This window comes from Blastomonas sp. CCH1-A6 (genome assembly GCF_001556365.1).
Lineage (GTDB): Bacteria > Pseudomonadota > Alphaproteobacteria > Sphingomonadales > Sphingomonadaceae > Blastomonas > Blastomonas ursincola.
Map to the genome: position 1 here is coordinate 1 of NZ_LSIS01000127.1, position 15,364 is coordinate 15,364.

The window sequence follows — 15,364 nt, forward strand, 5'->3', positions numbered from 1 at the left end:
CGCTAAGCGTCTTGGCGGCTGCGATCAGCAGGTGCACCGGTATTGGCATCGATTAAGCCTCTGCATTGTTACGCTGGGCAGAAATGAGGGGCGCATTGATGAATGCAGGTGGATCATTTTTCAGACCCGAATGCAAGCGCCCGCATAATCCGGCCACTCACTGCCCCGGCTGATGCCGCACCTTCTCGCGAAGCCTCTGCACGGCCAAAGCCGTCAGCAGATCGCGTAGAGCACCGTTTCCTCGGCGTGCGTCGTATGATGGTCGAGATAGAAACGGTAGTCTGGCTGGATCGACGCAATCAGCGGCGCAAGGCCCGTCAGATCGGCGAGCGAATGATATGCGCTGATGGCAAGCTTTGGACGATATCGCCGGATGGTGTCAGCAGAGCCCCGCAGAGCCGCACTCTCGGCGCCCTCTACGTCCATCTTGATGAATGTCGGGACGACGCCAGTTTCCCTAATCCAGTCATCGAGGCGGCAGGTCGGAACCTTGATCGTGCCAGCGTGCGAGGGATGAGCTGCCGCACCACCGTCAGCAAACAGCAGTTCGACGCGGCGGTCAAACACGGCCAGGCGATGAACGTGCACCCGCGACGCAAGCGCAGGATTGCGGGCCAAGTTGCGCTCGATGACCTCAACCTGCCGAGGCATCGGCTCGAAAGCATCAACCCGGCCAGTCTCGCCAGCAGCGGCGGCGAAGGTCAGCGACGTGTCACCAAAACAGGCCCCGAGATCGAGCACACTGTCACCCGGTTCGACGGCGATGCGAATGCCGTCGCGCTCAAAGACATATTGCTGCTCGAAAAAATCTGCCCAGATGTTTAGCGGCCACGCTTCGATGGTGATGTCGCCCATCCGGTACAACTGGGTGCCAAAGGCCGGGTCGTCGCCAGGACCGACCATGCACGCGGTGGCCTGCGGCTGCGATTCGAGAGGGTTGTCGGTATCGGACGGAAGATTGACGTAACGGGGCCCGAGTGCCCGATAGGCAAGAATGCGGCGGAGGAGCTCGCGCGACGGTTCGTCGGCGAGCAGAGCCATGGTCCGATCTAGATCGGCACGGTGCGACCTTGCGTGCCACAGAACGCGAAGCGCATCTAGAGTACTGAATTCCGGCGGGCCGTCGCGGAGGCGCTCGCGATCGCTGCGTGGATTGGCAAGCGGCCTGCTGCGGTGCTCGTTGATGGACTTGGTCAACTCGCCAAGTTCACCATTGCACCTGGCGCGAAGCATGTTCTTCACGATAATCGATCCCAGCAGATCGATAATGGAGTTATGTTTTAAATCATTTATCAAGAATCCCCACTATAGACCTCGAACAATTTCGTCAAAAAAATACCTTGCCTGCGAGAAAGATATGATTCACTTCGCCTATATATAATTCGTCAGTTTCTATTCAGAATTTGAATAACTAGACATAATCAATTTTAAAAGATTGCGATTTTTCGTCCGAACCGAGCAGACCCAACCTACTCGCCTCTTTTTTCCGTCTCGCGCCGCTTTTGGCGATCCAGCTGATACCGCCGCTGACGTCGATCGACTTGAGTGTACGATGTGTGGCGTGCATAGAAAATGGCCGCGACGATAACGGAGACGATCAGGACGATCAGGCCATAAGCCACGAGAAGTCTTGGTTCGATAAACAGATCCTTTGCGCGAGCGCTGTCGCTCCTGAACACCTTTACGGACCGATCGCCCATTGGTTGCCGATCTGCATCAGACTTGGTGACCGGACCGTCGTCCAACGGGGATGTGGCTGCCTTGGCGCCAACAGGGTGCTTTTGGATCCGTCTTAACCGATCGCGCCCCGGCTAGACCGCGATCAACCCCCGAACCGCTGCCACAGCAGCTGCCCTGCGACGTAGAGGATCAGCACCGCCGTACCGATTCGGATCAGCTTTTGCGGAAGCAGCTTCACGCCCGCCAGGCTGCCGATCTGCCCACCGATCAGCACTGCGACGAACAACGGCCAGTAGCTGGCGATCGCGGCCGGGGTCGCGGCGGCGTCCGCTTTCATCAGCTGCCCTGCCAGCCCGGCGAGCGAATTGACCAGGATGAACACGCTGGCGCTCGCGGCGATCTGGCGGGCGCTCGCCCAGCGCAGCAGGTGCAGCACGGGGGCGAGGAAGATGCCGCCGCCGATGCCGACAATACCGCTGAAAAAGCCGACGCCCATACCGATCGGCGCGCCCAGCCAGCTGAGGCGCTGGCCCGCCCCCTGCCCCGCTTTCGGCTCGCGCTGGAACAGCATCAGCAGCCCGGCGACAAGCAGCGCCGAGCCGAGCAGCGCGACGAACAGCGGCTTGTCCACCGGCAGCCGGCCACCCGCCCAGGCGCAGGGCGCGGACAGCAGCAGGATCGGCCAGAGAGGCCTCCACGGCACCTGCCCCGCGCGCGCGAAGCGGATCGTGCCTCCGGTCACGACGATCAGGTTGCACACCAAAGCGATCGCCGGGAGCAACCGATAGTCGGTCCCGGCGAGCACGAGCAGCGCATTATAGGTCGATCCGCCGCCAAAGCCGACGGATGCGTAAAGCAGGGCCGTCAGCGCGAAACCGCCAGCCAGCCCCCACATAGGCGGTTACGCAGCCTTGCCGTGGCAGTGCTTATACTTGCGCCCCGATCCGCACGGACACGGCGCGTTGCGGCTGATCTCGCCGGTGAACAGGTCGTCTGACGCCTCGGGCATCGGCGACTGGCGCGGCGGCAGCGTCGCGGTGACGGTGCCCAGAGTGCCGCCGTCGATATCCGCGCTGTTGTCCTCGCCCGTGAACGGATCGAAATGGGTGGTGAGAAAATCGGGCAGTTCGGGCAGCGCCGGGACTTCCGGTTCGCGGATTTCCAGGTTCATGATCGTACCGGTCACGTCCTCGCGGATTACCTCGAGCATGCGCTCGAACAGGCCGAACGCCTCGCTCTTGTACTCGTTGATCGGCGTCTTCTGTGCATAAGCGCGCAGGAACACGACCTGACGCAGCGCGTCGAGCGTCGCCAGATGCTCCTTCCAGTGATGGTCGAGGCTCTGCAGCAGCACCGATTTCTCGATCGAGCGCCACATGCCAGTCTCGATCTCGCTCGCCTTGGCCTCGACCTTGGCCTCGGCCATCTCGCGGATGCGCTCCTCGAGCATTTCGGGGTCGACCGCGTCTTCCTGCAGCCAGGCATCGATATCGGGCTCGAGCCCGAAGACCTCGCTGACGCGCGCCTTCAACTGGCTGACATTCCACTGTTCGGGATAGCTGCCCGGCGGGCAGGCTTCGCCGACGATCGCGTTGACCGTGTCCGCGCGCATGTCGGCGACGACATCGTCGACCGCCTCGGCATCCATGATCTCCGAACGCTGCTCGTAGATCACCTTGCGCTGGTCGTTCATCACGTCGTCATATTCGACGACCTGCTTGCGAATGTCGTAGTTGCGCGCCTCGACCTTCTTCTGCGCGGTCTCGATCGCCTTGGACAGCCATTTGGAGCCGATCGCCTCGCCATCGGCCAGGTTGTTCTTCATCATGCGCGAGAACAAGGTGTCGGGCCCGAAGATGCGCAGCAGATCGTCCTCGAGGCAGAGATAGAAGCGCGACAGGCCGGGGTCGCCCTGACGGCCCGAACGGCCGCGCAGCTGGTTGTCGATGCGGCGGCTCTCGTGCCGCTCGGTGCCGAGCACGAACAGGCCGCCAGCATCGAGCACCTGCTGCTTCTCGGCGGCGACCTCGGCCTTGATCCGCTCGATCGCGGCATCGCGCTCGGGGCCCTCGGGCATGTCGCGAAGCTCGTCGTCGATGCGGAACTCGACATTGCCGCCCAGCTGGATGTCTGTGCCGCGGCCCGCCATGTTGGTGGCGATGGTCACCGCGCCCAGACGGCCCGCCTGCGCCACGATATGCGCTTCCTGCTCGTGGAAGCGCGCGTTGAGCACGCTGTGCTTCACGCCTTCCTTGTGCAGGAACTCGGAGAGCATTTCCGACTTCTCGATCGAGACGGTGCCGACCAGAACCGGCTGGCCGGTCTCGTATTTCTCGCGGATCGCCTTGGCAATCGCCTGGAACTTGTCGGTCGTGTTCTTGTAGAACTCGTCCTCCTCGTCGATGCGGCGGATCGGGTTGTTGGTCGGGATGGTGACCACGTTCATCTTGTAGATGTCGAAGAATTCGGCCGCTTCGGTCGCCGCGGTGCCGGTCATGCCCGACAGCTTGGGGTACATGCGGAAATAGTTCTGGAAAGTGATCGAGGCGAGCGTCTGGTTCTCGGGCTTGATCTGCACGCCTTCCTTGGCCTCGACCGCCTGGTGCAGGCCGTTCGACCAGCGGCGACCGTCCATCATGCGCCCGGTAAACTCGTCGATGATGACGATCTGGTCATCCTTGACGATATAGTCGATGTCGCGCTTGAACATCACATTCGCCTTGAGCGCCTGATCAAGGTGATGGACGATCTGTGTGTTCTCGACATCATAGAGGTTGCTGCCGGTGAGCAGGCCGGCTTCCTCGAGCAGCCGCTCGGCCTTCTCGGTGCCGTCCTCGGTCAGGATCACCGAGCGCGACTTCTCGTCCTTCTCGTAATCCGCCTCGTCGAGCTTGAGCACGATCGCGTTGACCGCGATGTACATTTCGGACTTGTCGTCGGTCGGGCCGGAGATGATCAGCGGGGTGCGCGCCTCGTCGATCAGGATCGAGTCAACCTCGTCGACGACCGCGAAATTGTACGGGCGCTGCACCATCTGGCTGCGCTCGTGCTTCATGTTGTCGCGGAGGTAATCGAATCCGAGCTCGTTATTGGTCGCATAGGTGATGTCGGCGGCATAGGCCTCGCGCCGCTGCGTCTCGTTGAGGTTCGGCACGATCACGCCGGTGGTGAGGCCCAGGAAACGATAGACCTGGCCCATCCATTCGGCGTCGCGCGCGGCGAGATAGTCGTTCACGGTGACGACGTGCACGCCCTTGCGCTCGATCGCGTTGAGATAGCAAGCGAGCGTCGCCACCAGCGTCTTGCCCTCGCCGGTGCGCATTTCGGCGATCTCGCCGCGATGCAGCACGATACCACCGACCATCTGCACATCGAAATGGCGCATCCCAAGCGTGCGGATCGAGGCTTCGCGGACGGTGGCAAAGGCTTCGGGCAGAATGTCGTCGAGCGTCTCGCCCGCTTCGAGGCGCGCGCGGAACTTGAGCGTCTGGTCGCGCAGTTCCTCGTCGGACATGGGGGAGATCTGCGGCTCGAAGGCGTTGATCTTGTCGACGATCTTGAGCAGGCCCTTGACGTAACGGTCGTTGGCGGAGCCGAAAAGCGATTTGGCAATGGCGCCGAGCATGGCGGTAATTCCTTGGAAAACTTGGGAGAAACGGTCGAATGCCAGGCGCAGGCGCGCGTGTCTGGCTGGCCCCGGTCAGGACAGGGGCTGAAGACGCATCGAAAGACGCGCCGGATTGCAGCTTATTGGAGCAGCCGGTCCGAACGATGGACGGTAAGCGGCGCGACGCGGATGGTGCGCGCGATCAGGCGGTGCTGGGTCGGCCGCAAGGCGATGACCAGCGGCAGCAGCGTGACGACGAGCAGCACTGCGGCACTGATGGCGACCTGGCGGTCCTCGGCCAGGATCTGCGAGTCGCGGACGACATTGTTGCCCGCCGCCATGGCCGGATCGGCCAGGCGCACGCCATCGCTCACCGAAAATCCGGTCAGCAGCGCAAGCAGGGCGAGAAGCAGTTTCACTGGGAGCACGTCATCCTGTTAAGGCGGTTACATAGGCAATGGCAGGCCATTCGTCCATGGCCTTGCACGGATGGTCATGCCTGTTCGGCTTGCGGATCGAGCGCCTGCGGGTCGAAGGCCTCCGAATCCACCGCACCGAAGCTCAGGTGCATTCCTGCCCTCATACTGCCGGCCTCCATCTGGAGTTCCAGCCGCTCGCAGTCTCTCCGGCGGAATTCCTCGACCACGCGATCGGCGACGATCGGATCGATGCCGGTCCGCAGCAGCGCGGTATGCGCGAGCTTGACCGAGGATTCGAACAGCTCGCGCTGCGCTGCCGCGATCGGCGCGTGCTTGAGCGCGAGCAGCTGGCGCCGGTCATTGGCGCGCACGAAGATCTTGGCGTCGGGAAAGGCATGCGCGATCGGCGCGATCTGGTCTGGCCCGAAATTCTTGTCGTCCATGCAGAACAGCAGCGCGCCCGCGCCTTCTGCCCCTGCCCGGCGCAGCAGGTCGATGCGCGTGCCATCGCCATAAAAGACCTTGCGGCCGAATTCGCCGCTGAGGCGGATCTGGTCGGGATTGATGTCGATCAGCGTGACGGAAATGCTCGCCCCGGCGAAGATCTGCGCCACCGCCTGGCCGAACCGGCCATGGCCGATGACGATCGCGTTCGACTGGCGCGCCTGTTCGGGGTCGACCATGTCCTCGGTGCCCGATCCGCGCACCCCGCCGAACAGCCGCGTCGTCAGCATCAGGAACGGCGTGGTCGCCATCGACAGGGTGACGATCGCGCCGAAGCGGCTGGCGGCGGCAGGTTCGATCAGCAGCGCCGCCTGTGCCTCGGCGAACAGCACGAAGGCGAATTCGCCGCCCTGGCTGAGCAGCAGGCCGAGCACGAAGGCGGCACGGTTCTCCATGCCGAACGCCTTGGCGATGCCGAAGATGATCGCGACCTTGATCGCTACCAGCGCCAGCGCCATCGCGATCACGAACAGCGGGTCGGCCATGATCACGCCGATATCGAGCATCATGCCGACGCCGAGGAAGAACAGTCCGAGCAGGATCGAACGGAACGGGTCGATATCGGCCTCGAGCTCGTGCCGGAAAGGCGAGTCGGCCAGCATCACGCCCGCGATGAACGCGCCCAGCGCCGCCGACAGGCCGATGGCATTCATCAGCGCCGCGCTGCCGAACACCGCGAACAATCCGGCGACGATGAACAGCTCGCGCTCCGCCACCTTGCCGATCAGCTTGAGCAGCGGCGCCAGGCCATAGCGCCCGGCGATCACCAGCCCGCCGATCGCCGCGACGGCATAGAGCGCGAGCAGCCAGCCCGGGGTCTGCGGTCCGGTCTGCGGCGCACGCGACAGCGCAGCGATGATCGTCAGCAGCGGGACGATCGACAGGTCCTGGAACAGCAGGATCGAGAAGGCGCGCTCGCCGGTGGGGGTGTTCAGGCGTCCCTGCGATTGCAGCAGCGGCAGCACCTGCGCGGTCGAAGACAAGGCGAGCGGCAGGCCGAGGCCGAGCGCCGCACCCCAGGTCGAACCCGTGACGAGGAACACGAACCCGGCGAGCACCAGCCCGCACACCACCACCTGGCTCATGCCAAGCCCGAAAATATCGCGCTTCAACTGCCACAGCCGCGCCGGGGCGAGTTCGAGCCCGACCAGGAACAGCAGCAGCACGATGCCGATCTCGGCGAAACCGACGATCAGTTCGGGATCGGCGACCAGCCCGAGCACCTGCGGCCCGATGATGATGCCGCCGACCAGATAGCCGAGCACCGCGCCAAGGCCCAGCCTGCGGAACAGCAGCACGAAGGCGAGCGCTGCGGCGAGCAGCACCGTGCCCGAGAGGAAGATATCGCCGCCATGTTCCATGCGTTCAGGTGTCCGTTCGGGCCGAAAGGTCGAGCGCGGCGACCGTCGCGCGCCAGGGCAGCATAATCGAACCGTGCCGCGCCGGATAGGGCAAGGCGCTGGCGAGATGCTCGATCCCCGGCCATTGGCCCGGATCAGGGCGCTCCCCCGCCAGAAACGCGGCAAGATCGTCGCGCGCCGACACCAGCGCCTCCCCGCCCTGCCCGGCCACATGGCCTGCGAGGATTGCGGTCGAGGCCTGGCCGAGCGCGCAGGCGGTCGCCTGCACGCCGAAGCGCTCGACCCGCCGGTCCCCATCAAGCGCCAGCCCCACCTTCACCACCGATCCGCAGCTTTGCGAGCGCAGTTCGACGCAGTACGGCAGATCGTCGGTCAGCGGATGATCGGCGAGCGACACCGCGAGCGCAAGGATGGCGGGGGTGTACAGCACCTCAGCCATGACGCCCCCGGCGGCCCGGCTCACTCATCGCCGAGCGTCTGCTGATAGTCGTAGAGGTCGACCAGTGCGGTGCCGCTGGCGTTGAGCAGCGGATAGGTGCGGCTGTCGGTGATCCATTCGGGCTGGCCCTCGTTCGGCCAGACGATGCCGTGCAGCATGGTGACGAGCAGATAGGTCAGGGTCGCCAGGATCAGCCCCTTGACCGCGCCGAAGCCGAAACCGAGCACGCGGTCGATCGGGCCGAGCACCGACTTGCGCGTCCGGCTGCGCAGCGTGGTCGCGATGAGCTTTCCGATCAGATAGACGCTGAGATAGATGCCTACCAGCGCCAACGCCGCCGCGCCCGCGTCATTGCCCACCGGCTCCTTGAGCAGCGCTGTCACCGGCGCGTGGAACAGCCGCAGCGCGAAGATGCCCGCCACCCAGGCGATCAGCGAGATCGCAGCATAGACGAAGCCGTTGAGGAAACCCAGAATCGCGCCGCCCGCAAGCAGCGTGAGGACAAGGACATCGAATGCGGTCATGGAGCGAACCGCTAGTTGCGGCCCAGCAGTTGGTCAACGAGATTTGCCAGCCGGGCGTAGGAAGACAGCCGCATTCCGCCGGTATCGCCCGAGGCCTTCGCCGTCACGCTCGCGGGCACCAGCGCCTTTTCGAAACCGAGCTTCGCCGCCTCGCGCAGCCGCAGCCCCGCATGCGCGACCGGACGCAGCTCGCCCGACAGCGCGAGTTCGCCGAACACGATCGTGCCCGAGCCCAGCGGCCGTTCCGACAGCGCCGAGACCAGCGCCGCGGCCACCGCCATGTCCGCCGCCGGATCGGACAGGCGATAGCCGCCCGCGACGTTGAGATAGACCTCCGCGGTCGAGAAGCTCAGCCCGCAGCGCGCCTCGAGCACCGCGAGCACCATCGCCAGCCGTCCCGAATCCCAGCCGACCACCGCGCGGCGCGGCGTCGCCCCGCTCGACAGCCGCACGGTCAGTGCCTGGATCTCGACCAGCACCGGCCGCGTGCCCTCCAGCGCGGGGAAGACCGAGGTGCCCGGCATCTGCGCGTCGCGATCGCTCAGGAACAGGCTCGACGGGTTGCCCACCTCGGACAGCCCCGCCTCTTCCATCGCGAACACGCCGATCTCGTCGGTCGCGCCAAAGCGGTTCTTGATCGAACGCAGGATGCGATACTGGTGGCTGCGCTCGCCCTCGAAGCTCATCACCGTGTCGACCATATGCTCGAGCACGCGGGGGCCCGCGATCGTGCCGTCCTTGGTGACATGCCCGACCAGGATCACCGCGCAGCCGCTTTCCTTGGCATAACGGATCAGCTCCTGCGCCGAGGCGCGCACCTGGCTGACCGTGCCCGGCGCGCCCTCGATCAGGTCGCTGTGCATCGTCTGGATCGAATCGATCACCAGCATCACCGGCGATTCCATGCTGCGCAGCGTGGTCAGGATGTCGCGCACCGATGTTGCCGAGGCGAGATCGATCGGCGCGTCGGCCAACCCCAGGCGCAGCGCGCGCAGCCGCACCTGATCGGCCGCCTCCTCGCCGCTGATATAGACGATGGCATGGCCTGCGCGCGCCATGTTGGCCGAGGCCTGGAGCAGCAGGGTCGACTTGCCGATGCCCGGATCGCCGCCCATCAGCGTCGCCGATCCCGCGACCAGCCCGCCGCCCAGCGCGCGGTCGAACTCGGCAATGCCGGTCGTGATGCGCGGCGGCAGCTCGACCGCAGCATCCAGCCGCGCGAGCTGGATGCGCTGCCCGCCGGTCTGCAGGTCGTGCCGGGCAGAGAAAGCGGTGGGCGCGGCCTGTTCGGTAAGCGTGTTCCACTCGCCGCAATCGGCGCACTGGCCCTGCCAGCGGTTGGAGACGCTGCCACAGGCCTGGCAGACATAGGTTTTGCGCGGCTTGGCCATGGCGGCGGCATAGCCCGAACAAAACTGGAACGCAATTGCCGCTTTGCGCTTGCCTTCGCGCGTAACATGGATAGCGTTGCAGCGAACTGACCTTACAAGCCTGCAACAACAAAGGGTCCGCGCCGCCGCCATGCGCCAGAAGGAACTTCGCATTGCCCTGGTCTGCTATGGCGGCATCAGCCTCGCGGTCTACATGCACGGCATCACCAAGGAAATCTGGCGCGCCACCCGAGCCAGCCGCAATTTCCACGCGGGCGATCCCCCCGCCAGCGGCAGCCAGGCCATCTATCGCGAACTGTTCGAGGCCTTTGCAGCGCAGAGCCAGGTGAAGCTGCGGCTGCTGCCCGACATCATTGCGGGCGCGAGCGCAGGCGGCATCAACGGCGTGTTCCTGGCGCAAGCGCTGACCAGCGGCCAGTCGCTCGAACCGCTCACCCGGATGTGGCTCGAATGCGCGGATATCGACCGTCTGCTCGATCCCGATGCGCGGCCCTTTTCGCGCTTCACCAAATTCTGGGCGCAGCCGCTGGTCTGGCTGCTGCTGCGGCGGCCCGGCGGCGCGCTCGACCGCAGCGTCGCGCCCGAGGCGCGCGCCGAGGTGCGCACCAAGCTCTCGCGCCTGGTGCGCGCGCGCTGGTTTGCCCCGCCGTTCAGCGGCACCGGCTTTTCCGCGCTCTTGTACGAGGCGATGGAGGCGATGGCAGCCACGCCCGCCGGACCGCGCCTGCTGCCGCTCGGCCAGCCGCTCGACCTGTTCGTCACCGTCACCGATTTTCGCGGGCATCTCGAGCGGCTGCGGCTCAACAGCCCGGCCGAGGTGGTCGAGACCGAGCACCGGCTTTCCATCGGCTTTCGCTATCTGCGTGGCCGCGACGATTCGCTCGCCGATCCGGCCGAACTGGTCTTCGCCGCGCGCGCGACCGCGAGCTTTCCCGGCGCCTTCCCGCCGTTCAACGTCGCCGAGATGGACCGGATGCTGGCGCGGCGGGAGAAGCACTGGCCTGGGCGCGAGGCCTTTCTGGCGCGCGTCTTTCCGCAGCAATATGCCGCAGGCGAGGCGGAAAGCGCGGTGCTGATCGACGGATCGGTACTCGCCAACGCGCCCTTTGCCCAGGCGATCGACGCATTGCGCGACCGGCCCGCGCATCGCGAGATCGACCGGCGCTTCGTCTATATCGATCCCAAGCCCGATCTGGCGGGCGGCATGGACCAGTCGCGCGAACGCGATGCCATGGGCCAGCGACTGCCCGGCTTCTTCTCGACCATTTTCGGCGCGATCTCGGACATTCCGCGCGAACAGCCGATCCGCGACAATCTGGAAGGCATCGAGCGCCGCTCCTCGCGCGTCCGCCAGATGCGCGCGATCACCGATGCGCTGCGCGCCGAAGTCGAGGAAACGGTGAGCAAGCTGTTCGGCTACACCCTGTTCCTCGATAGCCCGACCCCGCAGCGGCTGACCAAATGGCGCAACAAGGCGCAGGACCGCGCCGCGCATATGGCGGGCTTTGCCTATGCCTCCTATGCGCAGCTCAAGCTCGCGACGATCGTCGAGGACATGGTCGACACGCTCCGCCGCGCGCATCGCGGCCCCAAGGCGCTCTATCCGGAACGGCTGCGCGAGGCGATCCGCGCCGAACTGCACCGCAGCGGCATGGACCGGCTCTCGGGCAAGGGCGGCGGGGCGAGCGACGAGGCGATCCTGTTCTTTCGCACCCAGGATCTGGGCTTCCGCATCCGCCGCCTGCGCTTCCTGGCGCGGCGGCTGGGCGAGGATATCGCGCAATCGGGCCGCACACCGCCCGAAGCGGTGGTCGCGATGCACGAAACGCTCTACGCCTGCCTTTCGCACTATCTCGACCGGGAGACGACCGACCATCTCGGTCAGGGATTTGCCGATATTGCCGCAGGCGCGATCGACGACCCCGCCATGGCGATCGCCGAGCTCGCTGCGCGCCGCGACCTGCGCAGCGCGGACGGTATAGTCGACGAGCAGCTTGCAGGCGCCCTCGCGCTGCTGCCGCGCGAAAGCCGCCGTTCGCTGCTGCTCGCCTATCTCGGTTTCCCGTTCTACGATATCGCCACTTTGCCGCTGCTCCAGGGCGAGGGGCAGAACGAATATGACCCGATCAAGGTCGACCGCATCTCGCCGGACGATTGCCAATCGCTGCGCCAGGGCGGCGCGACGGCGATGCTCAAGGGGATCGAGTTCAACAGCTTCGGCGCGTTCTTCAGCCGCGCCTATCGCGAGAACGACTATCTCTGGGGACGCCTGCACGGGGCCGAGCGGTTGATCGACATCATCGCCTCGGCCATGCCCGATGGCAGCCTGTTTCCGCCGCACCTGCTCGCCGATTTCAAGCGCCGCGCGTTCCTGGCGATCTGCGACGAGGAAGAGGCGGTGCTGACCACCGATCCCGATCTCGTCCCTGGCATCCGCCGCGAAATCGAGGCGGCATTCAGCGGCTAGGCTTTCCATTGCCGCGCGGCGTCCCTAGCTTGGTCGCCATGAATTCCACGATCGCCCGCTGGCTGATGCTGCCGCTGCTCCTGCTGATCCAGGCATGCAGCGGCTTTCCGTTTCTCGACATGGGGATGGCCGCCTGGGACGGCCCGAAGAAAGGCACGCCCGCGCTCTGGCATGTCCAGGGGCCGAATGGCGGCGAAGCCTGGCTGTTCGGCGGCATCCACGCGCTGCCCGCAGATCTCAAATGGATCAGCCCGAAGATGAAGAAAGCGATGAACGAATCCGACCGGCTGGTGCTTGAGGTCGTAGGGCTGGAGGATTCTGCCGAAATCACGAAGACCTTCCAGGAACTGGGCAACAGCCCCGGCCAGCCACCGCTTGCCGAGCGTCTGCCGCCCGCGCTGCGCGACAAGGGCGAGGCGCTGCGTGCCGCTAGCCGCCTCTCACCCTCGCGCTTTGAGACGCTCGAAAGCTGGGCCGCAGCGATCTCGCTCGCGGGTGCCGCTACCGCCAATCTGGCGATGGTGCGCGAAGAAGGCGTCGAACGCGTGCTCGCCGCGCGCTATAGGCGTCGCGACAAGCCGGTGATCGGGCTCGAGACGCCGGCGCGCCAGTTCACCTATTTCGACCAGCTGGACGAGGCCGACCAGCGCGCGATGCTCGAAAGCGTGATCGCCGATGCCGACAATGCGCCGAAAGCCTATCGCGACATGGTGACCTCGTGGCTCAAGGGCGAGCCCGAAAAGCTCGCCGAGGCCGCAAATCGCGGCCTGCTCGAACGCCCGCAGATCCGCGAACGCATCCTGGTCCGACGCAACCGCGACTGGGCCGCGCAGATCGAGGACCTGCTGAGCCTGGGTGCCAAGCCCTTCGTCGCGGTCGGAGCGGCGCATCTGGCAGGAAGCGACAGCGTGCAGGCGCTGCTCGAGGCGAAGGGCTACAAGGTCACCCGCCTCCAATAGGCCCGAAACACTTGCTTTTCGCGAGAGTCGCGACTATGCGCACCGCTTCCCCGCCGCCATGGTCATCCCTGGAGGCGTGGCCGGGGATATTTTGACCATCTGTAATCTGGAGACAGACCATGAGCGATACGCTTACCCTGTCGGCCCAGCTGCGTGATCGGGCAGGCAAGGGAGCCTCCCGTGCACTCCGCCGCGAAGGCCGTGTACCCGCCGTCATTTACGGCGACAAGAAGGATCCGGAAACGATCCATGTCGAAGAACGCGCGCTGAACAAGCTGCTCGGCACCGGCCATTTCATGAACTCGATCGTCGAGATCGAAGTCGATGGCAAGACGATCGTCACCCTGCCCAAGGACGTGGCGTTCCACCCGGTCAGCGACCGCGCGATCCATGTCGATTTCCTGCGTATCGCCAAGGGCGCGACCGTTGAAGTCGCCGTGCCCGTCGTGTTCGTCAACGAAGACGCGTCGCCCGGCTTGAAGCGCGGCGGCGTGCTCAATGTAGTGCGTCACGAGCTGGAACTGGTCTGCGACGCGACCAACATTCCCGACGAGATCGAAATCGACGTCACCGGCACCGATGTCGGCGATTCGATCCACATCTCCGCGGTCAAGCTGCCCAAGGGCGCGACCTCGGCGATCACGGACCGCGATTTCACCATCGCCACGATCGTTGCTCCCTCGGCGCTGAAGTCGAGCGAAGGCGACAACGAAACGCCGGCTGGCGAGTAATCCATCTTTCTCGCCCTCTCCCCCTTTGGGGGAGAGGGTTGGGAGAGGGGAATGTCGAGAGGCTGGCGCATCGCCCCTCTCCCCGCCCCTCCCTGAACCAAAGGGAGAGGTTCCATGCAAATCTGGGTTGGCCTGGGCAATCCCGGCCCCGAATACGCCCTGCACCGGCACAATGTCGGGTTCATGGCGATCGACATCATCGCCGACATGCACGGTTTCGAGCCGCCCAAGCGCCGCTTCCAGGGCTGGGCGCAGGAAGGCCGTCTGGGCCATCAGAAGCTGCTGCTCCTGAAACCCGCCACCTTCATGAACAAGTCCGGCCAGTCGATCGGCGAGGCGATGCGCTTCTTCAAGCTGGGGCCTGAGGACGTCACCATCTTTCACGATGAGCTCGACCTTGCCCCGTTCAAGGTCAAGGTGAAGCGCGGCGGCGGCACCGCCGGGCATAACGGCCTGCGCTCGGCCGACCAGCATATCGGACCCGAATTCCGCCGCGTGCGGATCGGCATCGGCCATCCCGGCAACAAGGACCGGGTAACGGGCCATGTGCTCGGCAATTTCGCCAAGACCGAACTCGACGACCTGACCGACATGCTCGGCGCGATCGGCGCGGAAGCCGGCTGGCTGACGCAGGACGACGATGTGCGCTTCATGAACGATGTCGCGATGAGGCAGCAGGGATGAGCCTTGCAGCTCGCAGCGATGCCCGGCTGCTCGCAATGTTCGCGCTGCTGTCGCTGATCGCGACCGGCTGCGGCATCGCGGCGATGGTGCTGAGCGGCACGCCGCAGATGCGCTGGATTCCCAATGTCGTCGCTTGGATCGTCGGCGGCGGCGCAGCCTTCGCGATCGCGCGGGCCGCGCCCTCGCCCAGGGTCTGGATCGGCATTGCGCTCGGCGCACTGGCGCTGGTCGCGGCGACATTGGTGGGGCCCGATCAGCAGGGCGTGCACCGCTGGCTCGCCGCTGGGCCACTGTTCGTCAATATCGCCGCGCTGACCCTGCCGGCCGCGCTGGTCGCGATGGCGCGGCTGGGCGCGCAGCACCGGCTAGTGCCGATGATCGCCACGCTGCTCGCCGCGATCCTCGCGCTGCAGCCCGATGCGTCGCAGGCGTTCGCGCTGGCGCTCGCTGGTTTTGCCATCCTGGTCACCGACAAGCGCATCTCCGCTTTGGTCACGGCGCTCTGCCTGTTCGGAATCGCCGCATTGTCGCTGCTCCGCGCCGATCCGCTGCAACCGGTGGCGGAGGTCGAGCAGATCATTCAGCTCGCGCATGCGTC

Annotated in this window: 14 protein-coding genes; 5 read left to right on the plus strand and 9 right to left on the minus strand. The window is 65.4% G+C overall.

Annotation, left to right across the window (positions count from 1 at the left end):
* Positions 1–213: 213 nt before the first annotated feature.
* The 9 genes from AX735_RS05005 to radA all read right to left on the minus strand — a co-directional run bounded on the left by AX735_RS05005 (position 214) and on the right by radA (position 9,925).
* Entirely contained in the window at positions 214–1,233 is a 1,020-nt protein-coding gene (locus AX735_RS05005; RefSeq protein WP_066276579.1) for an FkbM family methyltransferase, read from the minus strand.
* A 236-nt stretch (positions 1,234–1,469) separates the two neighbouring features.
* Entirely contained in the window at positions 1,470–1,745 is a 276-nt protein-coding gene (locus AX735_RS05010; protein WP_137775886.1) for a hypothetical protein, read from the minus strand.
* Between the two features lie 77 nt (positions 1,746–1,822).
* The gene (locus AX735_RS05015) at positions 1,823–2,575 is read right to left on the minus strand and encodes a sulfite exporter TauE/SafE family protein (RefSeq protein WP_066276594.1); all 753 of its coding nucleotides are present in this window, start codon (positions 2,573–2,575) and stop codon (positions 1,823–1,825) included.
* A 6-nt stretch (positions 2,576–2,581) separates the two neighbouring features.
* Entirely contained in the window at positions 2,582–5,305 is a 2,724-nt protein-coding gene (gene secA, locus AX735_RS05020) for a preprotein translocase subunit SecA (RefSeq protein WP_066276595.1), read from the minus strand.
* A gap of 122 nt (positions 5,306–5,427) precedes the next feature.
* On the minus strand, positions 5,428–5,706 hold the full coding sequence (locus AX735_RS05025) for a hypothetical protein (RefSeq protein WP_066276598.1): 279 nt from the start codon (positions 5,704–5,706) through the stop codon (positions 5,428–5,430).
* Between the two features lie 74 nt (positions 5,707–5,780).
* Positions 5,781–7,571: a monovalent cation:proton antiporter-2 (CPA2) family protein gene (locus tag AX735_RS05030; protein WP_066276600.1), complete on the minus strand. Its 1,791-nt coding sequence runs from the start codon at positions 7,569–7,571 to the stop codon at positions 5,781–5,783.
* Between the two features lie 4 nt (positions 7,572–7,575).
* Positions 7,576–8,010 (minus strand): iron-sulfur cluster assembly scaffold protein, encoded by a 435-nt coding sequence (locus AX735_RS05035; RefSeq protein ID WP_137775884.1) that lies wholly within the window; start codon positions 8,008–8,010, stop codon positions 7,576–7,578.
* A gap of 20 nt (positions 8,011–8,030) precedes the next feature.
* Complete coding sequence (locus AX735_RS05040; protein WP_066276610.1) at positions 8,031–8,534, minus strand: CvpA family protein; 504 nt, start codon at positions 8,532–8,534, stop codon at positions 8,031–8,033.
* Positions 8,535–8,545: 11 nt separating this feature from the next.
* Entirely contained in the window at positions 8,546–9,925 is a 1,380-nt protein-coding gene (gene radA, locus AX735_RS05045; RefSeq protein ID WP_066276624.1) for a DNA repair protein RadA, read from the minus strand.
* Between the two features lie 130 nt (positions 9,926–10,055).
* On the opposite strand from radA, the gene AX735_RS05050 reads away from it, so the two are divergent.
* The 5 genes from AX735_RS05050 to AX735_RS05070 all read left to right on the plus strand — a co-directional run.
* Positions 10,056–12,392: a patatin-like protein gene (locus tag AX735_RS05050; RefSeq protein WP_066276630.1), complete on the plus strand. Its 2,337-nt coding sequence runs from the start codon at positions 10,056–10,058 to the stop codon at positions 12,390–12,392.
* A 38-nt stretch (positions 12,393–12,430) separates the two neighbouring features.
* Positions 12,431–13,351: a TraB/GumN family protein gene (locus tag AX735_RS05055; protein WP_066276632.1), complete on the plus strand. Its 921-nt coding sequence runs from the start codon at positions 12,431–12,433 to the stop codon at positions 13,349–13,351.
* A gap of 119 nt (positions 13,352–13,470) precedes the next feature.
* Complete coding sequence (locus AX735_RS05060; protein ID WP_066276641.1) at positions 13,471–14,082, plus strand: 50S ribosomal protein L25/general stress protein Ctc; 612 nt, start codon at positions 13,471–13,473, stop codon at positions 14,080–14,082.
* Between the two features lie 114 nt (positions 14,083–14,196).
* Positions 14,197–14,766, plus strand: coding sequence for an aminoacyl-tRNA hydrolase (pth, locus tag AX735_RS05065; protein ID WP_066276646.1), 570 nt, complete (start codon positions 14,197–14,199; stop codon positions 14,764–14,766).
* A partial coding sequence (locus AX735_RS05070; protein ID WP_202189502.1) for a hypothetical protein occupies positions 14,763–15,364 on the plus strand: 602 nt, incomplete at its 3' end. The genes pth and AX735_RS05070, both read left to right, overlap by 4 nt.